Origin of the sequence: Prauserella flavalba, assembly GCF_003202235.1 — a bacterium.
Classification (GTDB): Bacteria; Actinomycetota; Actinomycetes; order Mycobacteriales; family Pseudonocardiaceae; genus Prauserella_A; species Prauserella_A flavalba.
On sequence record NZ_MASU01000009.1, the window covers coordinates 247,822 to 272,199 of the forward strand.

The 24,378-nt window shown below is 72.8% G+C and carries 23 protein-coding genes and 1 pseudogene; 1 reads left to right on the forward strand and 23 read right to left on the reverse strand.

Annotation, left to right across the window (positions count from 1 at the left end):
• Positions 1–8: 8 nt before the first annotated feature.
• The 5 genes and pseudogenes from BA062_RS23225 to BA062_RS23240 form a co-directional block, all read right to left on the reverse strand.
• Positions 9–329, reverse strand: a complete 321-nt coding sequence (locus BA062_RS23225) for a DUF167 domain-containing protein (RefSeq protein WP_425452940.1) — start codon at positions 327–329, stop codon at positions 9–11.
• 19 nt (positions 330–348) lie between these two features.
• Entirely contained in the window at positions 349–693 is a 345-nt protein-coding gene (locus tag BA062_RS41205; protein ID WP_342768948.1) for a penicillin-binding transpeptidase domain-containing protein, read from the reverse strand.
• 166 nt (positions 694–859) lie between these two features.
• Positions 860–1,945, reverse strand: a pseudogene (locus BA062_RS23230) (penicillin-binding transpeptidase domain-containing protein); the annotation flags it as partial.
• Between the two features lie 25 nt (positions 1,946–1,970).
• Positions 1,971–3,167, reverse strand: coding sequence for a glycerate kinase family protein (locus tag BA062_RS23235; protein WP_210406966.1), 1,197 nt, complete (start codon positions 3,165–3,167; stop codon positions 1,971–1,973).
• Positions 3,168–3,190: 23 nt separating this feature from the next.
• Positions 3,191–4,528 (reverse strand): SLC13 family permease, encoded by a 1,338-nt coding sequence (locus tag BA062_RS23240; RefSeq protein WP_110340124.1) that lies wholly within the window; start codon positions 4,526–4,528, stop codon positions 3,191–3,193.
• A gap of 306 nt (positions 4,529–4,834) precedes the next feature.
• On the opposite strand from BA062_RS23240, the gene BA062_RS41370 reads away from it, so the two are divergent.
• Positions 4,835–4,999 (forward strand): hypothetical protein, encoded by a 165-nt coding sequence (locus tag BA062_RS41370; RefSeq protein WP_210406967.1) that lies wholly within the window; start codon positions 4,835–4,837, stop codon positions 4,997–4,999.
• Here the strand turns inward: BA062_RS41370 and BA062_RS23250 are convergent.
• From BA062_RS23250 to murD, 18 genes are all read right to left on the reverse strand, one after another.
• Positions 4,984–5,643 carry a response regulator transcription factor gene (locus tag BA062_RS23250; protein ID WP_110340128.1) on the reverse strand — a complete coding sequence of 220 codons (660 nt, stop codon included), beginning with the start codon at positions 5,641–5,643 and terminating at the stop codon, positions 4,984–4,986. The two genes, BA062_RS41370 and BA062_RS23250, sit on opposite strands and share 16 nt — an antisense overlap.
• Positions 5,640–7,184 carry a sensor histidine kinase gene (locus BA062_RS23255; protein WP_245959966.1) on the reverse strand — a complete coding sequence of 515 codons (1,545 nt, stop codon included), beginning with the start codon at positions 7,182–7,184 and terminating at the stop codon, positions 5,640–5,642. Before BA062_RS23255 ends, BA062_RS23250 begins: the two co-directional genes overlap by 4 nt.
• Positions 7,141–7,425: a hypothetical protein gene (locus BA062_RS23260; RefSeq protein WP_110340130.1), complete on the reverse strand. Its 285-nt coding sequence runs from the start codon at positions 7,423–7,425 to the stop codon at positions 7,141–7,143. Before BA062_RS23260 ends, BA062_RS23255 begins: the two co-directional genes overlap by 44 nt.
• Before the next feature lie 83 nt (positions 7,426–7,508).
• Entirely contained in the window at positions 7,509–10,679 is a 3,171-nt protein-coding gene (gene ileS / locus BA062_RS23265) for an isoleucine--tRNA ligase (RefSeq protein ID WP_110340132.1), read from the reverse strand.
• A 282-nt stretch (positions 10,680–10,961) separates the two neighbouring features.
• The gene (locus BA062_RS23270; protein WP_110340133.1) at positions 10,962–11,528 is read right to left on the reverse strand and encodes a hypothetical protein; all 567 of its coding nucleotides are present in this window, start codon (positions 11,526–11,528) and stop codon (positions 10,962–10,964) included.
• An 89-nt stretch (positions 11,529–11,617) separates the two neighbouring features.
• Positions 11,618–12,493, reverse strand: coding sequence for a DivIVA-like cell division protein Wag31 (wag31, locus tag BA062_RS23275; RefSeq protein ID WP_110340135.1), 876 nt, complete (start codon positions 12,491–12,493; stop codon positions 11,618–11,620).
• A 49-nt stretch (positions 12,494–12,542) separates the two neighbouring features.
• Entirely contained in the window at positions 12,543–12,827 is a 285-nt protein-coding gene (locus tag BA062_RS23280; RefSeq protein WP_110340495.1) for a YggT family protein, read from the reverse strand.
• Between the two features lie 31 nt (positions 12,828–12,858).
• A complete protein-coding gene (locus BA062_RS23285; RefSeq protein WP_110340137.1) occupies positions 12,859–13,482 on the reverse strand; it encodes a cell division protein SepF in 624 nt (207 codons plus the stop codon).
• 78 nt (positions 13,483–13,560) lie between these two features.
• A complete protein-coding gene (locus tag BA062_RS23290) occupies positions 13,561–14,289 on the reverse strand; it encodes a YggS family pyridoxal phosphate-dependent enzyme (RefSeq protein WP_110340139.1) in 729 nt (242 codons plus the stop codon).
• Between the two features lie 2 nt (positions 14,290–14,291).
• Positions 14,292–14,990 (reverse strand): peptidoglycan editing factor PgeF, encoded by a 699-nt coding sequence (pgeF, locus tag BA062_RS23295; RefSeq protein WP_110340497.1) that lies wholly within the window; start codon positions 14,988–14,990, stop codon positions 14,292–14,294.
• A gap of 116 nt (positions 14,991–15,106) precedes the next feature.
• Positions 15,107–16,420 (reverse strand): cell division protein FtsZ, encoded by a 1,314-nt coding sequence (gene ftsZ / locus BA062_RS23300; protein WP_110340141.1) that lies wholly within the window; start codon positions 16,418–16,420, stop codon positions 15,107–15,109.
• A gap of 218 nt (positions 16,421–16,638) precedes the next feature.
• Complete coding sequence (locus tag BA062_RS23305) at positions 16,639–17,400, reverse strand: anti-sigma factor (RefSeq protein WP_110340143.1); 762 nt, start codon at positions 17,398–17,400, stop codon at positions 16,639–16,641.
• Positions 17,397–17,990 (reverse strand): ECF RNA polymerase sigma factor SigK, encoded by a 594-nt coding sequence (gene sigK / locus BA062_RS23310; protein WP_110340145.1) that lies wholly within the window; start codon positions 17,988–17,990, stop codon positions 17,397–17,399. The genes BA062_RS23305 and sigK overlap by 4 nt, the downstream gene beginning before the upstream one ends.
• 172 nt (positions 17,991–18,162) lie before the next feature.
• A complete protein-coding gene (locus BA062_RS23315) occupies positions 18,163–18,969 on the reverse strand; it encodes a cell division protein FtsQ/DivIB (RefSeq protein WP_110340147.1) in 807 nt (268 codons plus the stop codon).
• 12 nt (positions 18,970–18,981) lie between these two features.
• Positions 18,982–20,385: a UDP-N-acetylmuramate--L-alanine ligase gene (gene murC, locus BA062_RS23320; RefSeq protein WP_110340149.1), complete on the reverse strand. Its 1,404-nt coding sequence runs from the start codon at positions 20,383–20,385 to the stop codon at positions 18,982–18,984.
• Positions 20,369–21,505: an undecaprenyldiphospho-muramoylpentapeptide beta-N-acetylglucosaminyltransferase gene (gene murG, locus BA062_RS23325; protein ID WP_110340151.1), complete on the reverse strand. Its 1,137-nt coding sequence runs from the start codon at positions 21,503–21,505 to the stop codon at positions 20,369–20,371. Before murG ends, murC begins: the two co-directional genes overlap by 17 nt.
• Positions 21,502–22,971, reverse strand: a complete 1,470-nt coding sequence (gene ftsW / locus BA062_RS23330; RefSeq protein ID WP_110340153.1) for a putative lipid II flippase FtsW — start codon at positions 22,969–22,971, stop codon at positions 21,502–21,504. The genes murG and ftsW overlap by 4 nt, the downstream gene beginning before the upstream one ends.
• A complete protein-coding gene (gene murD, locus BA062_RS23335) occupies positions 22,958–24,373 on the reverse strand; it encodes a UDP-N-acetylmuramoyl-L-alanine--D-glutamate ligase (RefSeq protein ID WP_110340155.1) in 1,416 nt (471 codons plus the stop codon). The genes ftsW and murD overlap by 14 nt, the downstream gene beginning before the upstream one ends.
• Positions 24,374–24,378 lie beyond the last annotated feature (5 nt).

Sequence of the window (24,378 nt, forward strand, 5' to 3'; positions counted from 1 at the left end):
CCTCCCGTTCAGCCCGTTCGTGGAGTTTGTGGGCCCTCCACAATAGATCCACGCAGGGTCGCGAGCCGCCGCGCGGTGTGCGGCGGGGCGTCCGCGAGTTCCATCAGCTTGTCGCGAGAGCGTTGTCCCCGCACGACAAGGAGATCCCGGGCACGCACCGACAGCTCCGTGGCGAGCACACGGCACACCGCCTCGTTGGCCTTGCCGTCCACGGCGGGTGCCCGCACCGACACGACGAGTGCCTCACCGAGCGCGCCGTCCCACCGGCCCCCGACGGCGTCGCGCTTGGCCCCGGGCTTCACCCGGACGGCGAACCTCACGGCAGGCATGGGCCTCACCGTAGCCGGTTCAGCCCGGCAGCCCGCCCAGGAACGTCCCCGCCGCCCGCACCGCGGGCCCGGCGCTGCCCGCACGCTCGACCAGCACGGCGAACGCGACGTCGCCCCGGTACCCGGCGAACCAGCCGTGGGCCTGGGCCGGGTCGGCGAGCTGGGCGGTGCCGGTCTTGCCGCGGACGTCGCCGAGCCCGGCGAGCGCGGTCGCGGTACCTCCCGTGACGGCCTCGCGCATCATGCCGCGGACGTCGGCCAGCACCGCGGCGGGCGGTGGTTCGTACCCCGTGACGACCGTGGTGCCGAGGTCCCGCCACAGCTGCGGCGTCACGGCCCGCCCGCTCGCGACGGTCGCCGTCATGAGCGCGAGACCGAACGGGCTCGCCTGCACCCTGCCCTGCCCGATGCCGTCCTCGAGCCGCTGCACGGGGTCGGCCGCGGGGTCGGCGCGGCCTGCCTCCGTGGTGAGGCCCGGGATCTCGAAGTCGGCGCCTGAGGCCCAGGCTGCTCGCCGCTGCCGAGAGGGCGTCCGAGGGCAGGCCCGCGGCGAGCCGGGCGAAGGTGGTGTTGCAGGAGTGGGCGAACGCCGTGCGCAGCGGCACGGCGCCGAGGTCGAACTCGCCGTCGTTGGGGATGGTCCTGGTGCCGATGCGGTCGCGGCCGGGACACGGCAGCACCGTTTCCGCCTCCGCCGCGCCGGTGCCGAGCACGGCCGTGGCGGTGGCGATCTTGAACGTCGAGCCGGGCGCGGAGAGCCCGTTGAGCGCCTTCGGCGCGTCCCCGGCGGCCGGGTTCTGTGCCACGGCGAGGATGCCGCCGGTGGAGGGCTGGATGGCCACGAGCAGCGCGGGCGCCGCCACCTCGTCGACCGCGGTCTGCGCGGCCCGCTGCACCGGACCGCTGAGCGTCGACACGAGCGGGCCCGCCCCGGCACCAGCGGGGGCGTGGACAGTGCTCACCTCGGCGCCCCCGGCGTCGACGATCACCACCGACCAGGCGGGCTTCAGGTGCCGGGCCGCGAGCCGCGACATCGCGGGCAGCAGAGTCCGCGCGCCCGCCACCTCCGCCGGTTCCCGTCCGCCCGCGCGCCGTTCGAGCAGCGGCGGCCCCTCGCGGTCGACCACGCCGGGCGAGCCTTCGCCGGTCCGCAACTCCAGTGCCTGCCCGTCCTTCAGGCGGGGGTGGATCAGGGCCGGCGTCCAGTCCACGCGACGGCCCTCGCCCGTCCGCACTACGCTCACGCGGTTGTCGTAGGCCCATGTGCGGCCTTCGCCGAGGGTCCACGTGACGCGGAAGTCGCGGAAGGTCTCGTCGCCCCTCGGCGGTACGGCCCTCGTCTCGGCACCGGTGACGCCGAGCCGCGTGGTGGCCCGCGACAGCGCCGCCTGGGCGGCGGCCGGGTCATCGGTCAGCGCCGCGGCCGCCGCGACGTCCCCTGCGGCGAACGCGTCGAGGAAGTCGAGCGCGACCTCGCCGGCACCGGCATCGTCATGGGGCCGCTGCGCGGTACCCCGGGTCGACTCGCCATACAGCACGAGCACGCCCGCCGTGACGATCGCGACCACGGCCAGCGCCGCGCCGCCCAGCACCCAGCGTCTCCTCCGAGCCTCCACGCGGCTCCCCCAGTCTGTTCAGTTCTCAGTGTTCACCCGCGTGAACCCTAGCGGTGGTGGCAAGCGCCGAGCCCACGAGAACGAGCCGCAGCGCGCGCTCGGTGGCATCGGCGACCAGGTCCTCCGCGTGCTCGATGGCCTCCGCGAGCGCGATCGGTGCGGCGAGGATGCCCGCGTACGCGTCGATCCCGGCGTCGTGCGTGGTGCGGGCTCCCCTGCCGATCGTGCCTGCCAGCGCGATCACGGGCTTGCCGAACAGCTTGGCGCGTCTGGCGACCTCGGCGGGCACCTTGCCGCGCGGGGTCTGGAAGTCGATCGCGCCCTCGGCGGTGATCACGAGGTCGGCCTCGGCGAGCCGGGCGTCCAGGCCGGTGTGGTCGAGCAGCACGTCGAACCGGGAGCGCAGCGTCGCGCCGAGCGCCCCGGCCAGCCCGGCGCCGAGACCGCCGGACGCGCCGCCGCCGGGCACCAGCCGCAGATCGGTCCCGCAGCGGTGCTCGATGAGTTTCGCCCACCGGGTCATGGCCGCCTCCAGCACCGCGACCTGCTCGGCGCTCGCACCCTTCTGCGGCCCGAAGACACGGGCGACGCCGGAAGGACCGGTGAGGACGTTGTGCGGATTGCAGGCAACGAGTATGTCCGTTCCCTCGAGCCGAGAGTCCATCCTGGACAGATCGAGTTCCACGGCGCCGGCGAGCGCGTACCCGCCGGGCTCGGCCTCCCCGCCGGAAGGGCCGAGCACACGGGCGCCGAGCGCCGTGAGCGCCCCGGCCCCGCCGTCGCACGTGCCCGAGTCTCCGCAGCCGACCACGATCCGGCGGCAGCCCTCGTCGAGAGCCGCGCGGATCAGCTCGCCGACGCCGCGCGTGGTCGTCAGCCCGGGGTCGCGCGCGCCGGGTGGCACGAGCCGCAGCCCCGCCGCGGCGGCCATCTCGACGAACGCCGTTCTGGGCCCGTCCCCGCCGAGCACGGCGAAGTGCGCGTCCACCGGGTCGCCGACGGGGCCCGTGACGGTGACGGGCACGAGCCTGCCGCCAGTCGCGGCGGCGAGGGTGCGTGCGGAGCCCTCACCGCCGTCGACGAGCGGCACGGTGTCGATGACGGCACCGGGCACCACGCGGCGCAGCCCGGCGGCGATCGCCCCGGCCACCACCTCGGCGGTGAGCGACTCCTTGAACCCGCTCGGTGCGACGACGAAACGCAGCGGCATGATCGCGGTCATCTTCTTGTCTCCCTGGGGTTTTGTCAGCGCAACGGCAGGCCGAGCGCGGGCCAGACGGCCCATGCGAACGCGAGGACGAGCAGGATCGTGAGCGGGCCGAGCACGGCGGAGAGCCGCAGCAGGTCGGTGCGCCGGTACGTCGGTGCGCCCTCCACCGAGGCGAACAGCGCGACGGGTTTGGCCGACGAGGGCAGCGTGTGGCAGAAGCCGGCCGCCGCGGTGGAGGCGAACGCGACGGCCGCCGGGTTCAGTCCCGCCGCGGTCGCGAGCGGGATCAGCAGCGGCACCAGCACCGACGAGCGGGCCGAGCGCGACTGCAGCACGAGGTGTGCCGCCGCGCTGACGCCGACCACGACGGCGAGGAAGGTCAGCTCGTCGGCGGTGTCCCCCGGCAGCGCGCCGCCGAGCCACGCGGCCGCGCCCGACGACGTGAGCGCGATGCCGAGCACCGCCGTGGTGACCATGAACAGCAGCAGCGACCACGGCACCGAGGCGAGCGCGGCACCGAACCCGGTGGTGCCGAGGCCCGGCGCGGTGATCAGCACGGCCCCGGCGAGCGCGACCAGTGCGGGCGAGGCGCCGTGCAGGGTTTCCGTGCACCAGAGCGTCACCACGAGAACGAGCACGGCGAGCGCGCGGCGCTGCGATGGCGTGAGCGGGCCGGTGACGGTCGTCCCGGCGAGCTCGGCGACGTGGGCGGGGTCGAGCTCGAGCGGGTGCCGCCGGTCGGCGCGGCGGGTCATCAGCAGGAGCACGACCTCGGCCGCGAGGTGGGAGCTCAGCACCGCGAAGGGGAAGCCGAGCAGCAGCCAGTGCGCGTAGCCGATGCCGGCACCGGTCGCGTCGGCGAGCAGCTGGCTGGTGATCACGTGGGCGCCCGCACCGGTGAGCGTGGCGACGGCCGAGAGCAGCACGACGGTGGGGAACAGCAGGGCGAGCGCGCGGACGACCCGCTCGCGGCAGGCGAGCGCCGTCGCCAGCGCGAGGAAGACGGGCAGGGCGAGCGCCGCGCGTCCCGACGTGGCGGGGATCGCGAGCGCTGTCAGTACCAGTGCGGCGGTGACGCGGTGGGCGAGGCCGCGGACGGTGCGGGCGCGCCCGCACACCGCGAGCGCGACGCGCGTCGGCAACCCGGTGGCGGAGAGCCCGGCGGCGAGCACGAACGCGGCGATGAGGAGCCAGATCGCCTCGCCGCCGAGCGCGGCGAAGAGGTCCCCTTCCCGGAGAACGCCCGCGCCGACGAGCACGAGCACGGCCGCGAGCCCGACGAACGTGTCGTCAAGCCGGGTGACCATCCACAGGAGAACGGCGACGCCGAACACCCCGAGGGTGACCCAGCCGTGCGCGGAAAGTCCAGCCATGGAAACCAGAATCGGTCGCACCGCTGAACCACGGGTGAAACCCACATGAGGCGATCTTCATGCGCCGCGAGTCGTGCACTCAGGTTCGCGAGTCGTACGTTCCGGGGCGCGAGTCGTGCACTCCGGCGCGCGAGTCGTGCATTCCGGACGGCGAGTCGTGCATTCCGGGGCGCGAGTCGCCCACTCGGGACAACGCAAGGCACCCCCAGGTCGCCCCGAACCCGAACGCAGTGAAGGCCACCTTCACTGCGTTGAACGCAGGGAGGGTGGCCTTCACTGCAGCGAGCGCGTCCCGGGCGGGCCCCGGTGCCCCAACGGGGAACTCGCGGGCCCGAGCGGGGACTCGCGAACCGGAGCGCACGACTCGCGAACGGGAGCGCACAACTCGCGAACGGGAGCGCACAACTCGCGCGCTGGAGTGCACGACTCGCGAACGGGAGTGCACGACTCGCGGGTCAGCCCAGGCGGTAGCCCATTCCGCGCACGGTCACGATGTGGTCCTGGCCGATCTTGCGGCGCAGCGTCCGCACGTAGACGTCCACGACGTTGGAGCCGGGATCGAAGTCGTACCCCCACACGTGCGAGAGGATCTGCTCGCGGGAGAGTACCTGCCCCGGGTGCCGCAGGAACAGCTCGAGCAGCGCGAACTCCCTCGCCGTGAGGTCCACCATTCCCTCCGGGGTCTCCGCGCGGCGCGTACGGAGATCCAGCGACACGGGTCCGTTGCGCAGCACGGTGACCTCGGGGGTGCGGTCGGCAGGCCGGAGCCGGAGCCGGACCCGCGCCAGCAGCTCCTCGAAGCGGAACGGCTTGGTCATGTAGTCGTCGGCGCCGCCTTCGAGGCCGGCGACGGTGTCGTTCACCGAGCCACGCGCGGTCAGGATGATCACCGGCGTGTTGACCCGCGCCTGCCGCATCGCCTGCAGCACCGCGAAACCGTCCCGCCTCGGCAGCCCGAGGTCGAGCACGACGAGGTCGAACCCGCCCGCGACGACGTGGGCGAGCGCGGCGTCGCCGTCACCCACCACCGTCGTCACGAAACCGTTGGCGCGCAAGCCCTTCTCGACGAACGAGGCGATGCGCTGCTCGTCCTCGGCGATCAGGATCCGGCTCATCCTCGTGCTCCCCCCGCTGGTAGTTCGAGCCCGAACGTCGCACCCTGGCCCGGCTGCGACACCACCCGGGCCTGGCCGTGATGCGCCTCGGCGATGGCCTTGACGATCGCCAGGCCGAGGCCGGCGCCGCTCCCGTCGCGCGCACCGGAGGCGCCGCGCACGAACCGGTCGAAGATCCGCGGAGCGTCCTCATGCGACACTCCGGGTCCCGTGTCGGTGACCCAGAACGACACCGATCCGTTGTGGACTGCCGAGCCGATCCTGATCACCGCGCCGTCCTTCGTGTGCTGCACGGCGTTCTGCGCCAGCTGCACCACCGCCTGGGTGACCCGCTGGCCGTCGATCCAGACCTCGCCCTCGCCGAGCGACTCCAGCACCCACGACCTCGGTGCGATGGCCCTGACCTTCGCGTCGATGTCACTCGTCAGCTCCGGCACGGACGTCCACTCGGGACGGAGGAAGTCCGGCTGCTCGGCCTTCGCCAGCAGGAGCAGGTCGTCGACGATGCGCGCCATCCGGTCGAGCTCGTCGGTGCACAGCCGCACGACCTCGGCCCGCTCGGCGGGATCGTCGCCCATCACCTCCAGATGCCCCCGGATGATCGTGATCGGGGTGCGCAGCTCGTGGCCGGCGTCATCGAGGAACTGCCTGCGCGTGGCGAACGCGCTCTCCAGCCGGTCGAGCATCGCGTTGAACTGCTCGGCGAGCGCGGCGATATCGTCGCGGCCGTGCACGGGGATCCGGTGGGTGAGGTCCTGTTCGGTCAGTTCCGCCGCCGCGCGGCGCACCGTGTTGACCGGCGCGAGGATCTGCCCGGCGACCACCCACGACACCCCGGCGGCCAGCACGAGCGCCACGGCGCTGATCGCCAGCAGCGTGCGGACCGTGTCGTTCGCGTCGGCCTTGGCCACGTCGACGAAGTAGCCGCTGACGAACCACGCCTGCGGCTGACCGGAGCCCGACGGCGGCAGGACGTCCACCCGCAGCCAGCGCAGCTCGCCGCCCTCGGTCTGCACGGTTCCGGTCGCCTGCGGCGGGTTCACGATCTCCCGCAGCAGGGCATCGTCGAACGCGACGTGGTCGAGCCCCTGGTCGCTCTGCCGCACGGTCTTGAGGCCCCCGGCCTCGGTCACGACACCCAGCAGCACCTCGGCCCGGTCCGGGTACTGGCCTGCCAGGTGCCGCTCGAACAGCTGGTACGGGTCGGTCAGCAGCTGGTCGGTCGCCGGATCCCTGCCCATCTGCGCGACCCGGCGGAACTCCTCGACGTCCTGCTCGAGACCGCTGTTGACCCTGCGGTCGATGGCCCGGTACTCGAACTCGGCGACGAGCAGCACCACGGTGGCGAGCCCGGCGGTCATCACGAGCACGAGCCAGCCCATGATCTGCACCCTCGCCGGCACGCGCGTGCCGCGCGCCGACGCCGGTTTGCCCGCGATGGGCTGGTACACGGTCGGCCGGTCGCTCATCGGCGCACCCGGCTGCCGCCCCGGGCCGTCAGCCATCGTCACGGTCGTCGTCATCACGGTCGTCGTCGTCATCGTCGTCGTCCACCGGCGGTGGCGGCGGCAGCTTGGTGCGGCTCGGGGTGCTCGTCGGCTCGCCGGACGGCGTGGTCGGCGTGGCGGCGGAGGTGCCTGCGGGCGCGGACTCGCCGATGCGCACGACCTGGGAGGTCTCCTTCGGCGGGCTCGGTTCCGACAGCAGCAGCGTGGCCAGTACGGCCGCGACGGGCAGGGCGAGCACCGCCACCAGCGCGACGATTCGCGGTGTTCGGCTCATACCCCCACTCTCCTGCCCGGAGGAAAAGGCCGGATGAGCCGAAGATGAGGAAATCTTCATCGACGGCTCACCCGGCCCGGTCCTCAGCTTTTCGCGACGGCGACGCTGACCTTCTCGCCCTCGCCCACCGAGCCGGAGAACCCGGCGGGCACCGGGCCGTACTCGACGGCCGTGGCGAGGGTCTCGGCGGCGAGGAACCGCTCGTGCGCCCTCGCCGCGGCGAGCACGTCCTCCGGCGCGTCGACGGTCAGCGCGATCCGGTCGGCCACGTCCAGCCCGGCGTCGCGGCGGGCCTGCTGCACCACGCGCACCAGGTCCCTCGCGAGGCCCTCGGCCGCGAGCTCCGGGGTGACGCCGGTGTCGAGCAGCACGAGGCCGGAGCCGCCGGGCAGCTCGGCGGCCGCGCCGGAGTCCTTCGCGACGAGCTTGCGCTCGTACTCGCCCTCGGCCAGCTCGATGCCGGCGGCGACGACGGCGCCGTCGGGGGTGGTGCTCCACTCGCCGGCCTTGACCGCCTTGATGACGCGCTGCACGTCCTTGCCGAGCCGGGGCCCCGCCGCCCGCGCGTTCACCGCGACCTCGAAGCCGCCGTGCGCGGCGACGTCGGTGGTCAGCTCCACCGACTTGACGTTCACCTCGTCGCGGATGATGTCGGCGAACGGCCGCAGCAGCTCCGAGTCCTCGGCGGCCACCAGCAGCTTGGCCAGCGGGAGCCGCACGCGGAGCTTGTTGGCCTTGCGCAGCGACAGCGCCGACGAGCACACCTGGCGCACCCGGTCCATCGCCGTGACGAGCGCGGCGTCGGCGGGCAGCTCGGACACGCTCGGCCAGTCGGTGAGGTGCACGGAACGGCCGCCGGTGAGCCCCCGCCACACGGCCTCGGTGGTGAGCGGCAGCAGCGGGGCCGCCGTCCGGCAGACCACCTCCAGCACGGTGTGCAGGGTGTCGATGGCGTCCTGCTCACCCGCCCAGAACCGGTCGCGCGAGCGCCGCACGTACCAGTTGGTCAGCACCTCGAGGAAGTCCCGCAGCGTCGCGCACGCGCCCGCGACGTCGTAGTGGTCGAGCGCGTACTCGACGTCGGTGACGAGCTCGTGGGTCTTCGCCAGCACGTAGCGGTCGAGCACGTGCCGCGAATCCGTACGGACCTTGCCCTCCACCCCCTCGGCACCCGCATACAGCGCGAGGAAGTAGTACGAGTTCCACAGCGGCAGCACGGCCTGGCGCACGGCGTCGCGGATGCCCTTGTCGGTGACGATCAGGTTCCCGCCGCGCAGGATGGGGCTGGCCATGAGGTACCAGCGCATCGCGTCGGAGCCGTCCCGGTCGAACACCTCGGTGACGTCCGGGTAGTTGCGCAGCGACTTCGACATCTTCTGCCCGTCGGAGCCGAGCACGATGCCGTGTGAGACGCAGGTCCGGAACGACGGCCGGTCGAACAACGCCGTCGCCAGCACGTGCAGCGTGTAGAACCAGCCGCGGGTCTGGCCGATGTACTCGACGATGAAGTCGCCCGGGTAGTGGTGCTCGAACCAGTCGGCGTTCTCGAACGGGTAGTGCACCTGGGCGTACGGCATCGAGCCCGAGTCGAACCACACATCGAGCACGTCCGGCACGCGGCGCATGGTCGACTTCCCGGTGGGGTCGTCCGGGTTGGGCCTGGTCAGCTCGTCGATGTAAGGCCGGTGCAGGTCGGTCGGGCGCACCCCGAAGTCGCGCTCCAGCTCGTCGAGCGAGCCGTAGACGTCCACGCGAGGGTGGTTCGGGTCGTCCGAGATCCAGACCGGGATCGGCGTGCCCCAGTAGCGGTTGCGCGAGATCGACCAGTCGCGGGCGTTCTCCAGCCACTTGCCGAACTGGCCGTCCTTGACGTGCTCCGGGTACCACGTGATCTGCTGGTTGAGCTCGACCATGCGGTCCTTGAACTCGGTGACCGCCACGAACCACGACGAGACCGCACGGTAGATCAGCGGGTTGCGGCAGCGCCAGCAGTGCGGGTACGAGTGCTCGTAGGTCTCGTGCCGCAGCAGGATCGCGCCCTGCCGCGCCGGGGAGCCCGTGCCGTTCTTGAGGTCGCGGATGATGTTCGGGTTGGCTTCGAAGACGTTCTGGCCCTCGTAGTCGGGCACCTGCGCGTCGAAACGCCCCTTGGCGTCGACCGGCGTGACCGGGGTGATGCCCGCCGCGTCGGTGACGACCTTGTCCTCCTCACCGTAGGCGGGGGCGATGTGGACGATGCCCGTGCCGTCGTCGGTGGTCACGTAGTCGGCGGCGAGCACGCGGTGGGCGTTCTCGTGGCCGACGAAGTACGGGAACGGCGGCGCGTAGCGGGTGCCGAGCAGGTCGGCGCCCTGGTACCTGCCGACGACCGACGGCTCCTCGCCGAGCTCTTTCGCGTAGGCGGCGACGCGGGCCTCGGCGAGCACGAACCGCCTGCCCTCGGCGTCGGCCACCTGGACGTAGTCGACGTCGGGGTGCACGGCGGTGGCCAGGTTGGACGGGACCGTCCACGGCGTGGTGGTCCAGATGAGCAGGTACGCGCCGTCGAGGTCGCTGTCGTTGCCCTCGACGCGGAAGCCGATGGTGACCGCGGGGTCCTGGCGGCTCTGGTAGACGTCGTCGTCCATCCGCAGCTCGTGGTTGGACAGCGGCGTCTCGTCGCGCCAGCAGTACGGCAGCACCCGGTAGCCCTCGTACACGAGGCCCTTGTCCCAGAGCTGCTTGAACGCCCAGATCACCGATTCCATGTAGGTGACGTCGAGTGTCTTGTAGTCGTGGTCGAAGTCCACCCACCGGGCCTGGCGGGTGACGTACTCCTGCCATTCCTTGGTGTAGCGCAGCACCGACTCACGGCAGGCGCGGTTGAACTCCGCGATGCCCATCTCGTCGATCTGCGACTTGTCGGTGATGCCCAGCTGGCGCTCGGCCTCCAGCTCGGCCGGCAGGCCGTGGGTGTCCCAGCCGAAGCGGCGCTCGACGCGCTTGCCGCGCATGGTCTGGTAGCGGGGAACGATGTCCTTGACGTAGCCCGTCAGCAGGTGCCCGTAGTGCGGCAGGCCGTTGGCGAAGGGCGGGCCGTCGTAGAACACGTACTCGTTGGCACCGTCGGTGCCGGGCTCGCGGGCCTCCACGGTCGCCGCGAACGTGCGGTCCGACTCCCAGTAGGCCAGGACGTCCTTCTCCAGCGCGGGGAACGACGGCTGGGAGGGGACCTGGTCGGCGGGCTGCCCGCCGACGGAAGCCTTGGGGTACATCCGGGATGCTCCTCGCGGTTCGTCTGCTCTCGTACGGGCTCTGGAGCCCACACGGGGACGACACGGCGCACTGGGCGCACGTTCCGCGGTACCACCCCGCTTGCCCGCGCCACGCGGCGAGGGCCTCTCGTTCGGCGGCTGTGACGGGCCGCGACCGTCCGGTTCTACTGAGGCACGTACCGCGCCCGTTCTTCCGGAGGCTCCCCGGTGATGGCCGGATCGACGCCTGTGCCTACCAGATTAACGGGTCCCGGCAAACCCTTTGTGCGCGGCTCCTCCGCGTCACTTGCGCGACTTGCGCCTCTCGCGGTGCTCGGCGGCGAGGGTCGCGTCGGGGGTGCAGAGCGCGCACGGCGTGAAGCCGAGGTCGCGGGCCTCCTTGACGGGCAGCGGAATGGTGTCCTTGCTCTCCAGCCACGTGCACCCGCCGACGTGGTAGCGCGGGTACTCGTCGACCACGAGCACCTCGGACTCGAGTGCGGAGACCACGAGCAGGTCGGCGGCGTCGGTCTGCTCCTCGGCCGGGTCACCCGCGACGGTCTTGAGCTCGCCGCTCGCGGGCAGCAGCGCCGTCTGGGCCTCACCCGCGGGCTCGTCCGCCGCGTCCTGCCCGGTGTCCTCGTCCCCTGCCGTGTCGCCGTCACCGTCGCCGGCGCCGTCCGGTTCGGCGTCGGCGGGGCTCTGTGCCCTCGCCGCGGCCCGCCTGCGCAGCCAGTCGACGACCAGCAGGAGCCCGGCGAGCACCGAGAGGCCGATGGAGATCCAGGCCCACAGCGAGTTGGCGGTGATGAGCGCCGTGACCACCAGTCCGAGGGCGGCCAGCACCAGGATGAGGACGAAGTAGAGCACGGTGAATTACAACACGGAAGAGACAGAAAAACGGCTCCGACCCTCCCGCGAGGAGTGTCGGAACCGTTTCTGAGCGCTACGAGCGGGCGTCAGCCCGCCTCGGCACGGGGACCGAACGAGTAACCCTGTCCGCTGCCGCCGCCCGAGCCGCCGCTGCCGGACTGGCCGGAGCTGGTCGAGGACGCCGAAGCGGGTGCGGCGGAGCCGCGGTCGTCGAGTTCGCGCAGCTGGGACTCGAGGAACCCGCGCAGGCGCGTGCGGTACTCGCGCTCGATGGTGCGCAGCTCCTCGATCTTCTTGTTCAGCGAGCTCTTCTCGGCGTTCAGGTTGTTCATCGTCTCGGTGTACTTGCGCTGCGCCTCGCGATCCAGGGTGGTCGCCTTGTCGCGCGCCTGGCGTTCGAGGGTCTCGGTCCTCGTCCGCGCGTCGTTCAGCATGGTCTCGGCACGGGTGCGTGCCTCGTTGACCATCGAGTCGGCCTTCGAGCGGGCGTCGGAGAGCAACTGCTCGGACTTGGTCCGCGCCTCGGCCAGCATGCCGTCGGACTCGGTCTTGGCCTCGGCCGTCAGCCGGTCGGCCATCTCCTGCGCGAGCCCCAGAACCTTCGCGGCCTGCACGTTCGGCTCACCGCTGTCCCCCATGAAGCCGTGGGCCTGCGTCTGCTCCATCGACGACGGCGGGGGAACCGGCGCCAGCCTGCGCGACGGGGTCTCGTCGCGGGGCGGAGCCTGCGGCGGGGCGCCGACACCGGCCTTCGCGGACTCCAGCTCGCTACGAGTCGATTCCAACTCGGCATCGAGCTGTTCGACCTGCTGCCGCAGCTCGTTATTGTCCTCGATCAACCGGGCAAGTTCGGTCTCCACCAGGTCGAGGAACGCATCCACCTCGTCCTCGTTGTAGCCCCGCTTGCCGATGGGAGGCTTGCTGAACGCGACGTTATGCACGTCAGCAGGGGTCAACGACATCTGATCACCTCACGCACTCCATGGCCTGCCGGACAACCCGGGTTCCCCGTTACCCGGGATACGCCAGTTGCATCAGTATGAACACAACCAACAGCAGCACCATAATCGATAAGTCCAGCCCCACGCCGCCGATCCGCACGATCGGAATAATCCGGCGGACGAGTCGAACCGGTGGGTCCGTCACTGTGTAGATGGTCTCGAGCGTGACCGCAACCCCTCCCGCGGGCCGCCAATCACGGGCGAACGCTCGAACCAGCTCCACCACGATCCGCGCCGTGAGCAGGAGCCAGAAGGCAAAGAGCAGCCAATAAAGGATCAACCGGACCGCATCCACGTCACCACTCTGCCACACCCCGGACATCCGCCTAGTGGCGGAGGAACAAGCCACCCTCGGCGATGCGCCTGCGGTCCTCGGCGGTCACGTCGACATCCGGCGGTGAGAGCAAGAACACCTTGTTGGTGACCTTGTCCATGGAGCCCCTGAGCGCGAACGCGAGCCCCGCCGCGAAGTCGACAAGTCGCTTCGCGTCGGCGTTCTCCATCTGGGTCAGGTTGATGATCACCGGGGCACCGTCGCGGTACGCCTCGCCGATCTCGCGCGCCTCGTGGTAGCTCTTCGGGTGCAGCGTGGTGATCCGGCTCAGCGGATCGCGGCCGGCCGCCGCCGACGACGACACCGCACGCACCGGCTCCGGCGCCGGCCGCAGACGCGCCACCGGGTCGGGCTGCCGGTCGACCGCGAGCGCTCCGTGTGTCGCGGGCTCGCTCGGCGTGACCGGACGGCGGGTGCGCACCGGCTCGACCTCGTCGAACTCGTCCATCACGTGGTAGCGGGGCCTCGATCGGCGCGGCTGCGCGTCGCGGGGCTCGTCGTAGCCGTCGTAGTCGTCCTCGTCGGAGTAACCGCGCCGGTAGTCGTCGTCGAAGTCGTACTCGTCCTCGGCTGGGACCATCCCGAAGTAGGCCTTCAGCTTCTGCAGCGCGCTCATGCCCCTCCTTCGCCCTTCACGGCCGTCCCCACCCTGACGCTGAGTCACGCGCACGGACGCCGCTGTGGGTGAACCTCTCTATGGCGAGGCTAGACCGCGACCCCCGAGCAACGCAGTTCCGACACGCACACACGTCGAGCCGTGCGCGATGGCATCCTCCAGGTCGCCGCTCATACCAGCGGAAATCTCGGTCGCCTCGGGATGATCACGACGAAGCGACGCGGCGGCCTCCGCGAGCCGCGCGAACGCGGGCGCCGGTTCGGCGCCCAGCGGCGCGACCGCCATGAGCCCCCGCAAGTGGAAAATGTCACCCTTCCGAGCGACCTGCTCGGCGAGCGCCGGCAACTCTCCGAGCGGGCAGCCGCCCCTGGCCGGGTCGTCGTCGAGACTCGCCTGCACCAGCACGTCGAGGGGCCGGTCGCGCTCGCCGGCGTCGCGCGCGGCGGTGACCGCCTTCGCGAGCGCGTCGGCCAGCCGGGGCGAGTCGACGGTCTGCACCTCGGCCGCCCATCTGGCGACGGAGCGGGCCTTGTTCCGCTGGAGCCTGCCGACCATGTGCCAGCGGACCGCCGCCTCCGGCCGCAGCCGCGCGACCTCACCGGTCTTGGCCGCCGCCTCCTGGTCCCGGTTCTCCGCGAGCTCGGTCACCCCGAGGTCGGTCAGGAGCGCGGCGTCCCCGGCGGGGAACGTCTTGGTGACGGCCAGCAGCCGGACCTCGCTCTCGGGGCGGCCCGCGGCCTCGCACGCGGCGGCGATCCTGGCGCGGACGGCGGCGAGGTTCTCGGCGAGCTCGGCGCGGCGGTCCATGTTCAGTCCTCGATCCACGTGATGCCGGCCAGCCGCCCGGTCGGGGCCTGCCTGCGGTGACTGAACAGCGTGTCGTCCTCGAACGTGCACCGGGGGTCGACGCCGATCTTGCCCACGCCGGCGTCGGCGAGCTGGCGCCACAACCCGGCCCGCAGGTCGAGCGCCGCGGTGCCCTTGCGGCTGCGGCACCGGCTGCCCGGCAGGTGGGCCTCGACGTCGGCGGCCATCTCGGGCGGCACCTCGTAGCACTCCCCGCACACCGACGGTCCCAGCAGCGCCTCGATGCGGTGGGGCTCCGCGCCGAGCGAGCGCATGGCCTCCAGCGCGGCGGGCACCACGCCGACCCTCGCGCCGACGCGGCCGGCGTGGACGGCGGCGACGACCCCGGCCTCGGCGTCGCCGAGCAGCACGGGCACGCAGTCGGCGACGAGCACGACCAGCGCGACGCCCGCCCGCGCGGTCACGAGCGCGTCGGTGGCCTCGGCGGGCTCGCGCTCGGTGCCGTCGACGATCGTCGCGGTGCGGCCGTGGACCTGCTCCATCCAGGCGATGCGGTCCAGGCCCAGCTCGGTGGCGAGCCGCTCGCGGTTGGCGGCGACGGCGGCCGGGTCGTCACCGACGTGGTCGCCGAGGTTGAAGGAGTCGTACGGCGGCTTGGACGCACCGCCAGCCCTGGTCGTGACCACCCGCCGGATGCGCAACACGCCACCCTTTCCGTCAGTGCGAAGTCTTCCCGGAGAGCCTAATAAAAGCCCCCAAGGCCACCTTCGGTGCGCTGAACGCACCAAAGGTGGCCTTGGGGGCAGTTGTCAGTGGGTCAGCGGCGCATGAAGGGCGGGACGTCGACGTCGTCGTCGGACGGGTCGTCGGTCACCGGGAAGGCGCGGCTGGGTAGGCTGCCCTGCGGGCGCTGCGCCGACGACGCCGGCTGGTAGCCGCCGCGCGCGCCCGTGCCCGCCTGCGGCGGGAGGGAGCCCGACTGTGACCCGTGCCCGTTGCCGGCCGCGGGCGGCTGGGTGCGGTTCACCGGCGGCGTCGGGTGCCCGTTGCCGCCGTTGCCCGCGGGCGGCGGGGTGCCGGGCGCGGGAGCCTGGGCGGAGCCGCCGCCGACCTGTCCGGCCTCGGCGCTCGCCGTGGAGCCGCGCGAACCGAACGTGCCGGGGTCGAGCTTCTTGTGGGTGGGCGCGCCCGCGTCGAACCCGGCCGCGATCACGGTGACCCGCACCTCGTCGCCGAGCGAGTCGTCGATGATCGTGCCGAAGATGATGTTCGCCTCGGGGTGCGCGGACTCCTGCACCAGCGAGGCCGCCTCGTTGATCTCGAAGAGCCCCAGGTCGGAGCCGCCCGCGATCGAGAGGAGCGCGCCGTGCGCGCCGTCCATTGACGCCTCGAGCAGCGGCGAGTTGATCGCCTTCTCCGCGGCCTGCACGGCGCGACCCTCACCACGCGCCGAGCCGATGCCCATCAGAGCGCTGCCCGCACCCGACATCACGCTCTTGACGTCGGCGAAGTCCAGGTTGATCAGACCGGGCGTGGTGATGAGGTCCGTGATGCCCTGCACACCGGAGAGCAGCACCTCGTCGGCCGAGCGGAACGCGTCCATGAGCGACACGCCGATGTCGCCGAGCTGCAGGAGCCGGTCGTTGGGGATCACGATCAGCGTGTCGCACTCGTTGCGCAGCGCCTGGATGCCCTCCTCGGCCTGGCGGCCGCGGCGCTTGCCCTCGAACGAGAACGGGCGCGTGACGACACCGATCGTGAGCGCACCGAGCTTGCGCGCGATCTGCGCGACGACGGGCGCGCCGCCGGTGCCGGTGCCACCGCCCTCGCCCGCGGTCACGAACACCATGTCGGCGCCCTTGAGGACCTCCTCGATCTCCTCGCGGTGGTCCTCCGCGGCCTTCTGCCCGACCTCGGGGGCGGCGCCTGCGCCGAGGCCACGGGTGAGCTCGCGGCCGATGTCCAGCTTGACGTCGGCGTCGGACATCAGCAGCGCCTGCGCGTCGGTGTTCACCGCGATGAACTCGACGCCTTTGAGGCCGACCTCGATCATCCGGTTCACGGCGTTCACGCCGCCGCCGCCGATACCGACGACCTTGATCACCGCGAGGTAATTGTGCGGGGGCGTCATCGGGTTCGCCTTCCTGATCGTGGTGCTGTTCCTGCCTCCGCCGGAGGTCGACGACCGGGTGGTGTGCTCCCCCTGAAACTCTCAACCTCTAGTCGAGGCTTAGAGTTATGTCAACTCCAACGTTGCTGTAGGACGGTAGGCATCGCGAAGGCCCGAATCCAGGAGCCACGCCGTGTGTCGCGGACGTCATTCGACACAACGTGTTCCGGCGTTCGCCCTCACGCCGGCATGTCGACCTGGAGGATCGGCGCTCCGGACGGCGCGCCCGTCGGCGATCCGCCCGCCTGCTCCACCGTCACGGCCATCGCCCTCGCCGTGTCCACCCCCTCCGCCGGACCGGCCAGCAGCATCTCGTCCGAGGGCAGCACCCCGGCCGAATGCATCTCGCCGTCCGGCTGGAGCAGCCACAGCTCGTAGTCGCGGCCCGGTTCCCTCGGCGGCAGGCCACCGCCGAGCACCATCATCGACTCCCGCGCGCGCGACACCAGCACCGTGGCCGAGCCCCCGATGGTCGACGGCGCGCGTTCCACCCGCACGTCGGGCGCGGCGAGCAGCTCCGCCACGGGGCCGTAGCGGCGCGTGGCCTGGTCGATCCGCTCCTGCGCGGCCTCGTACCGGTCCTGCGTGTGCAGCGCGATCCCGCCCGCGACGCCGGCCAGCGCGAGCCCGACGACGGCGGCCGCGATGGCGGCGATCAGCGCCCAGCGCGGCTCGCGCCCCGCGCGCCTCGGCTTCTCCCCGGCCGACGGCGGCAGCTGGCGGGTGTTGCGGAGCTCGGCGAGCACGCGGTCCTTCAGGTGCTCGGGCGGCGTCTGCGCGGCGGCCTCGCCGAGCCGCGCGGCCGTGGCCCTCAGCTCGCGCACCTCCTGGGCGCACGCCGCGCACTCGCCGAGGTGACGGTGAAAGCGGGCGCTCTCGTGCTCGTCGAGCGCGTCCAGCGCGTAGGCCCCCGCGAGGGTGTGGAGATCGGGCGAGGTCATGCGGTCACCCCCAGGCAGTCACGCAGCCGGATGAGCCCGTCGCGCAGGCGGGTCTTGATCGTCCCCTGCGGGGTCGAGAGCACCTCGGCGACCTCGCGGTAGGTGTAGCCCCGGTAGTAGGCCAGCAGCACGGACTCCCGCTGCAGTTCGGTGAGGTGGGACAGGCAGCGGCGCACCTGCCTGCGCTCCCAGCGGTTGCCGACCTCCTCGGCCACCTCGTCGTAGGGCCTGCCCCGGCCTGCCTCGAAGGTGGCCCGGCGTTCGCGTTCGGTGCCCGCGCGGGTGGAGCGCACCCGGTCGACGGCACGCCGGTGCGCGAGCGTCAGCGCCCAGTTGAGCGCGCTGCCGCGCTCGGGCGAGTACCTCGGCGCGGTGCGCCACAGCTCGACGAGCACCTCCTGCGCGACCTCCTCCGACTGCGCCGTGTCGCGCAGGACGCGGCGCACCAGTCCGAAGACCGGGCCCGCGAGGCGCTGGTAGAGCCGTTCGAAGGCGCGCTCGTCGCCCTTCGCGACCTCGCCCATGAGTTCCTCGCTGGTCGGCTCCGCGGGGTCGGGCATGGCTCCGGCCGCCCTCACCGGCTCGTCCATCGAGCCCTCCCCGCCTCGCCCGCTCTTCGTGTGCACGCTAGTCCTTCGGAGCCACCGTGCCCGCGGATTGCCCGCCCGATCGTGCCCGCGATGATGACGCTCGTCGGCAGGCCGGCGTGGTGGTTCCCCGCGTACCGCCCAATGTGGACGTCAAGGACGAGGTACCGCGGAGCTACGAGACGGTCGGCAGCTCCGGGCTGGAGACGTCGTAGATCCTGCCCTCGCGGGTCATGAGCGCGGCGAGCACCTTGCCCTTGCGGTCGGCCTGCTCGGCGTCGCCCCAGCGCACCACCTTGCCGTCGGCCAGCGTGAACTCCACGCTGCCCGGCGACTCCGCGCGCAGCACGGTCACGCGCTCACGCAGCTGCCCCGGCAGCGAGGCGAGCACCTCGGTCACGGCGCGCGTCGCCGGATCACGCGGGCCCACCTCGGAGAGCTTCAGCTCGGGAAAACCCTGGGGCGGCTCGGAGATCTCCTTGTACACCACGCCACCGGTGTCCACGAGGAACAGCGCGTCGCCCGTGTTGTAGAAGCCGATCGGGGTCCGCTCGGTCACCGCGATCTCGATCGTCGAGGGCCACGAGCGGGACACGTCGACCGTGGCCACGCCCGGCAGCGTCGCGACGCGCGCGGCGATCTCGTCGGTGTCCACCCGCAACATCGCGCGCCGGTCGGGCACCTGCGCGACCTCCCGCACCTGCTCGGCCGGGATGCTCTCCGCGCCGACCACCTCCACCGAACGCACACCCAGCAGCGAGGTGAAGAACAGCACGTAGCCGAGTCCGGCGACCGTCAGCACGCTCAGCAGCGCGACCCAGCGCCGCCGCAGCGCCTTGCGCCGCGTGACCCCCGTGCCCGTGCGGGCCCTCGCCGACTCGGGCCTGCGGCCACGACTGCTGCGCAGCTGCTCGGTGGTGCGCCGCCGCGACCGCGTCCGCCGCTCCGGGCCCCGGCCGGCGCGCTGCCTCGTGGTGGTCATGGGCAGCGCCGCCTAGGCGCCGCGGCGGTCGAGCTCGGCGAGGATCTCGGGGCCGAGCTGGGTGACGTCCCCCGCGCCCATGGTGACCAGCAGGTCCCCGGGCTTGACCAGGTCGGCGGCGAGCGCGGCCGCCCGGTCGAACGCGGGCTCGTAGTGCACGGTCGCACCGGTGATCCGCTCGGCGATCAGCTCACCGGTGACGCCGGGCTGCGGCTCCTCGCGCGCGCCATAGACGTCGAGCATGATCACCTCGTCGGCGAGCCCGAGCGCGGCGGCGAACTCGTCGGCGAAGGTTCGCGTGCGCGAGTACAGGTGCGGCTGGAACACCACCAGGACGCGGCCGAGTCCCGCCGCGTGCCGCACGGCCTTCAGCTGCGCGGCGACCTCCGTGGGGTGGTGGGCGTAGTCGTCGTACACGCGCACGTCACCGGCGCGGCCCTTGAACTCGAAGCGCCTGCGCACCCCGCCGAACGCGGCGAGGCCCTCGGCGAGGCCGTCAACGGGCGCGCCCAGCTCCAGCCCGGCCAGCAGCGCGGCGACGGCGTTGAGCGCCATGTGCTCGCCCGGCACCGCCACCCGCACGTCGCGCTCCTCGCCGGCGAGCGCGATCCGCACGGTCCCGCCGTCCTCGCCGGGCGTGTAGCCGAGCACGCGGGCGTCCTGCTCGCCGGTGGCCGCGCGGCCGTAGCGGCGCACGCGCACGCCACCGGCCTCCGCGCGGGCGGCGAGCTCGGCCGCGGGCGCGTCGTCGGCGCACACGACGAGCACCCCGCCCGGCTCGATGCGCTGGACGAACTGCGCGAACACCGCGACGTAGGCCTCGGCGGTGCCGTGGTGGTCGAGGTGGTCCGGTTCGACGTTGGTCACCACGGCGACCGACGGGGTGTAGGTCAAAAACGAGCCGTCGCTCTCGTCGGCCTCGGCGACGAACAGACCGCCCTCACCGTGGTGGGCGTTGGCCCCCGACTCGTTGAGGTCGCCGCCGATCGCGAACGACGGGTCGAGCCTGCAGTGCTGGAGCGCGACCGTGAGCATCGAGGTGGTCGACGTCTTGCCGTGGGTGCCCGCGATGCACGCGGTGCGGTGGCCCGCCATCAGCGCGGCGAGTGCCTGCGCGCGGTGCAGCACCGGCACCCCACGCTCCCTGGCGGCGGCCAGCTCCGGGTTGGTGTCCTTGATCGCGGTCGACACGATCACGGCCGACGGCCCGCCCTCGAAGGCGTCGAGGTTCTCCGCGCGCTGGCCCACCTCGATGCGGGCGCCCTGCGCGCGCAGCGTGAGGAACGCGCGGGAGTCCTTCGCGTCGGAGCCGGACACCTCCGCGCCGCGGGCGAGGAGGATGCGGGCGATGCCGCTCATCCCGGCACCGCCGATGCCGATCAGATGGGCGCGCCGCAGCTCATCGGGAAGTTCCATGTCCCCCAGCCTCCAGAACGAGTTTCGCCAGCACCTCGTCGGCCTCGCGGTGCCCCAGCGCCACCGCGGCCGCGCTCATCTTCGCGAGCCGCTCCGGGTCGGTGACGAGCGGCAGCACCAGCTCCGCGACCTTCTCCGGGGTCAGCTCGGCGTCGGGCACGAGCAGGGCCGCACCGGCGTCGACGGCGGGCTCGGCGTTGAGCGCCTGCTCGCCGTTGCCGTGGGGCAGCGGCACGAACACCGACGGCAGGCCCACGGCCGACACCTCGGCCACGGTCATCGCGCCCGAGCGGCACAGCACCATGTCGGCGGTGGCGTAGGCGAGGTCCATGCGCTCCAGGTACGGCACCGGCACGTACGCGGGGCGGCCGGGGTACTCGCGCACCGCCACGGTGTTCTTCGGCCCGTGCGCGTGCAGCACGCCGACCCCGGCGTCGGCGAACTCCTTCGCCGCGCCGGACACGGCGGTGTTGATCGAGCGGGCACCCTGCGAACCGCCGAAGACCAGCAGCGTCGGCGCGTCCGGGTCCAGGCCGAAGTGCTCGCGCGCCTCGACCCGCAGCGCGGCCCGGTCGAGCGCCGTGATCGAGCGGCGCAGCGGGATGCCGACGACGTCGGCGCCGGGCAGGGTCGTCCCCGGCACGGCGACCGCGACCTTCTTCGCGAACCGGGCGCCCACCTTGTTGGCGAGGCCCGCGTGCTTGTTCGCCTCGTGCACCACGATCGGCACGCGGCCGCGCGCGGCCAGGTAGGCGGGCAGCGCGACATAGCCGCCGAAGCCGACCACCACGTCGGCGCCGACGCGGTCCAGCACCTCGCGGGTGCGGCGCACGGCGTCGCGGACCTTCAGCGGAAGCCGCAGCAGCTCCGCGGTGGGCTTGCGCGGCAGCGGCACGGGCGGGATGAGCTCCAGCGGGTAGCCCCTCGCGGGAACGAGCCGGTTCTCCAGACCGCGCTCGGTGCCCAGCGCGACCACCCTGGCGTCCGGCCGCAGCCGCTTGACGGCGTCGGCCAGCGCGAGCGCCGGTTCGATGTGGCCGGCCGTTCCCCCACCGGCGACGACCACCGTCGGTGCCGCCGCAGCAGCGGCCTTCTCGCCCCCAGGTACGGGCTGGCTCACCTGTGTCCTCTCCGCGTCGAACTTCCTCGCTGGGTGCCGCCTCGCGGCGTGCTCCGTCGACCGTACTCCGGGGCCGCCCGCCTGCGGTCGGGCGCCGCCGCCGAACGCGCGCTGCGGGGAGCGGGCCTGCCGCCCTTGGACTGGCCGCTCCGGCCGCTGCCCCTGCGCTTCGAGGGGGGCCGGTACGGGTCCGGCGCGGGCAGCCTCATCAGGCGCCCGAACTTACCGGGGCCCTGGGTGCGCAGTGCCGCCACCGCCTCGGGCTCGTGCCGGGCGCAGTTGGCCAGGATGCCGAACAGCAGCATCGTCACCAGCAGCGACGTCCCGCCGTAGGAGATCATCGGCAGCGTCACGCCGGTGACGGGCAGCAGGCCGACGACGTAGCCGATGTTGATGGCCGCCTGCGCCACCAGCCACACCGTGAGCGTGCCCGCGACGATGCGGATCCACGGGTCGAGGTTGCGCACGGCGATCCGCAGCCCGACGAAGGCGAGCAGCCCGAACAGGCCGATCACCACGAGGCAGCCGACGAAACCGAGCTCCTCGCCGATGAGCGCGAAGATGAAGTCGTGCTGCACGTTCGGCAGGTACATCCACTTCGACTGGCCCTGCCCGAGGCCCTTGCCGAACAGCCCGCCGTCGGCGAGCGCGTAGAGCGCCTGATTGGCCTGCAGCCCCTTGCCCAGCGGGTCGGAGTCGGGGTTGAGGAACGACATGATGCGGTCGAGCCGGTACTGCGCGACCAGCGCGAGCGCGATGGCCCCCGCGACACCCCCCGCGAAGATCACCGCGAACAGCCGTTTCGGCGCGCCGGCGAACCACAGCAGCGCCACGAGCACCACGCCGAGGGTGATCGTGCCGCCGAGGTCGGGCTGGGCCATCACCAGCGCGAACATCAGCAGCGCCACCGGCACCAGCGGCACGAGCAGGTGCCGCCACTGGTGCAGCACCTGGTACTTCACCACGAGGATGTGGGCGCCCCACAGGGCGAGCGCGACCTTCGCGACCTCCACGGGCTGCAGCGAGAGCGGGCCGATCACGAACCAGCCCTGCGAGCCGTTGACCTGGCTGCCGAGCGGGGTGAGCACGAGCGCCAGGAGGCCGAGGCACACGACGACGCCGGTGGACGACAGCGCGCGGATGCGTTTCAGCGGCACGCGCACGCCCAGCCAGAAGACGATCGCGCCGAGCACGCAGAACAGCAGGTGCCGCTGGAAGAGCGCGTAGACGCTGGAGTCGCTGCCCGGGCTGTACGACGAGACCGACGACGCCGACAGCACCATCACGATGCCGATCGCGCCGAGCGTGCCGCACGTGGCGAGGATCAGGTGGAAGTCGGCCAGCGGGCGGGACAGCCACGCCGTGAGCGCCGTGCGCACCGCCGTGAAGCCGCGCTCGGCCCGTTCCCTCCTGCGGCGGGGGCCCCGCTCGCCGGTGCTGTCCCGGACCTCGTCAACCGCCGTCACGCTCGTGCTGCCCTCTCAGCGCGGCCACGGCCGCGGCGAACGCGTCCCCGCGTGCCGCGTAGTCGCGGAACATGTCCAGCGACGCGGCAGCGGGCGCGAGCAGCACCGCGTCACCGGGTTGCGCCAGGGCGCGGGCCGCGCTCACCGCCGAAGTCATGGGTTCATGGTCACCCGGACCCAGCCGCTTCACCGGGACATCCGGCGCGTGTCGCGCAACAGCGGCGGCGATCACGTCGGCGTCGGCGCCCAGCAGCACCACCCCGCGGAGCCGTCCCGCGACCGTCGCGACCAGCTCCTCCACCGACGCGCCCTTGAGCAGGCCGCCCGCGATCCACACCACGGAGGGGTGCGCGAGCAGGGAACCCACGGCGGCGTGCGGGTTCGTGGCCTTCGAGTCGTTGATGTAGCGGACGCCGCCGAGCTCGGCGACCTCGACGGCCCGGTGCGCACCGGGCCGGAACGCGCGCAGCCCCTGCGCGACCGCCTCGGTACCGACGCCGTACGCCCTGGCCAGCGCCGCGGCGGCCAGCGCGTTGGCCACGTTGTGCGGCCCGGCCGGGCGCACGTCGGCGAGCGTGGCGAGCTCCTCGGCGTGGTGCGCCGGATCGGCGACGAACGCGCGGTCGACCAGCAGGTCCTCCACCACGCCGAGCTCACCGGGCCTGGGCGTGTCCAGGCGGAAGCCGACGCGCGCGGCGCCCTCCGGCGCGTGCTCCCCTGCCAGCCGCACGGACGTCGCGTCACCGGCGTTGTGCACCACGGTCGCCGAGTGCGCGTGGATCGTGCCCTTGGCCTCGGCGTAGGCGTCGAAGCCGCCGTGCCAGTCCAGGTGGTCCTCGGCGACGTTGAGCACCACGGACGCCGTCGGCGCGAGCGTGCTCGACCAGTGCAGCTGGAAGCTCGACAGCTCCACGGCCAGCGCCTCGTGCCCCGCGAGCACGGCGTCGAGCACGGCGAAGCCGACGTTGCCGCAGGCCACCGCGTCCACCCCGCCCGCACGCAGCATCGACTCCAGCATGCCGACCGTGGTGGTCTTGCCGTTGGTGCCGGTGACCGCGAGCCACGCCGGCGGGCGGTCGAGGTCCCGGGAGATCCGCCAGGCCAGCTCGACGTCGCCGATCACCTCGACGCCTCGCGCGGCCGCCGCCGCGAGCAGCGGGGCGCCCGGCCGCCAGCCGGGGCTGGTCACGACCAGGGACGTGCCTTCGGGCGGCTCGGTGAGGCCGGGGACGAGCGTGGCGCCGAGCCCGTCGAGCTCGGCGAGCCGCTCCGCGTTGCCGTCGGTGACGGTGACCTCGGCGCCCAGCCCGGTCAGCGCGGTGGTCACCGACCTGCCGGTCACCCCGGCACCCGCGACGAGCACTCGCATCCCGGCTGTGTCCACGCGGTCCGCGCGGTCCATGCCTT

What these genes read in the sequence shown, in the direction of transcription:
- murD (WP_110340155.1), bottom strand. Translation starts at nt 24,373, where the DNA reads ATGGACCGCGCGGACCGCGTGGACACAGCCGGGATGCGAGTGCTCGTC.
- murC (WP_110340149.1), bottom strand. Translation starts at nt 20,385, where the DNA reads ATGGAACTTCCCGATGAGCTGCGGCGCGCCCATCTGATCGGCATCGGC.
- BA062_RS23250 (WP_110340128.1), bottom strand. Translation starts at nt 5,643, where the DNA reads ATGAGCCGGATCCTGATCGCCGAGGACGAGCAGCGCATCGCCTCGTTC.
- BA062_RS23255 (WP_245959966.1), bottom strand. Translation starts at nt 7,184, where the DNA reads ATGACGACGACGACCGTGATGACGACGACCGTGACGATGGCTGACGGC.
- BA062_RS23260 (WP_110340130.1), bottom strand. Translation starts at nt 7,425, where the DNA reads ATGAGCCGAACACCGCGAATCGTCGCGCTGGTGGCGGTGCTCGCCCTG.
- BA062_RS23240 (WP_110340124.1), bottom strand. Translation starts at nt 4,528, where the DNA reads ATGGCTGGACTTTCCGCGCACGGCTGGGTCACCCTCGGGGTGTTCGGC.
- BA062_RS41205 (WP_342768948.1), bottom strand. Translation starts at nt 693, where the DNA reads ATGACGGCGACCGTCGCGAGCGGGCGGGCCGTGACGCCGCAGCTGTGG.
- sigK (WP_110340145.1), bottom strand. Translation starts at nt 17,990, where the DNA reads ATGGACGAGCCGGTGAGGGCGGCCGGAGCCATGCCCGACCCCGCGGAG.
- BA062_RS23315 (WP_110340147.1), bottom strand. Translation starts at nt 18,969, where the DNA reads ATGACCACCACGAGGCAGCGCGCCGGCCGGGGCCCGGAGCGGCGGACG.
- BA062_RS23290 (WP_110340139.1), bottom strand. Translation starts at nt 14,289, where the DNA reads ATGGACCGCCGCGCCGAGCTCGCCGAGAACCTCGCCGCCGTCCGCGCC.
- BA062_RS23225 (WP_425452940.1), bottom strand. Translation starts at nt 329, where the DNA reads ATGCCTGCCGTGAGGTTCGCCGTCCGGGTGAAGCCCGGGGCCAAGCGC.
- ileS (WP_110340132.1), bottom strand. Translation starts at nt 10,679, where the DNA reads ATGTACCCCAAGGCTTCCGTCGGCGGGCAGCCCGCCGACCAGGTCCCC.
- wag31 (WP_110340135.1), bottom strand. Translation starts at nt 12,493, where the DNA reads ATGTCGTTGACCCCTGCTGACGTGCATAACGTCGCGTTCAGCAAGCCT.
- ftsZ (WP_110340141.1), bottom strand. Translation starts at nt 16,420, where the DNA reads ATGACGCCCCCGCACAATTACCTCGCGGTGATCAAGGTCGTCGGTATC.
- BA062_RS23235 (WP_210406966.1), bottom strand. Translation starts at nt 3,167, where the DNA reads ATGACCGCGATCATGCCGCTGCGTTTCGTCGTCGCACCGAGCGGGTTC.
- BA062_RS23285 (WP_110340137.1), bottom strand. Translation starts at nt 13,482, where the DNA reads ATGAGCGCGCTGCAGAAGCTGAAGGCCTACTTCGGGATGGTCCCAGCC.
- BA062_RS23305 (WP_110340143.1), bottom strand. Translation starts at nt 17,400, where the DNA reads ATGACCTCGCCCGATCTCCACACCCTCGCGGGGGCCTACGCGCTGGAC.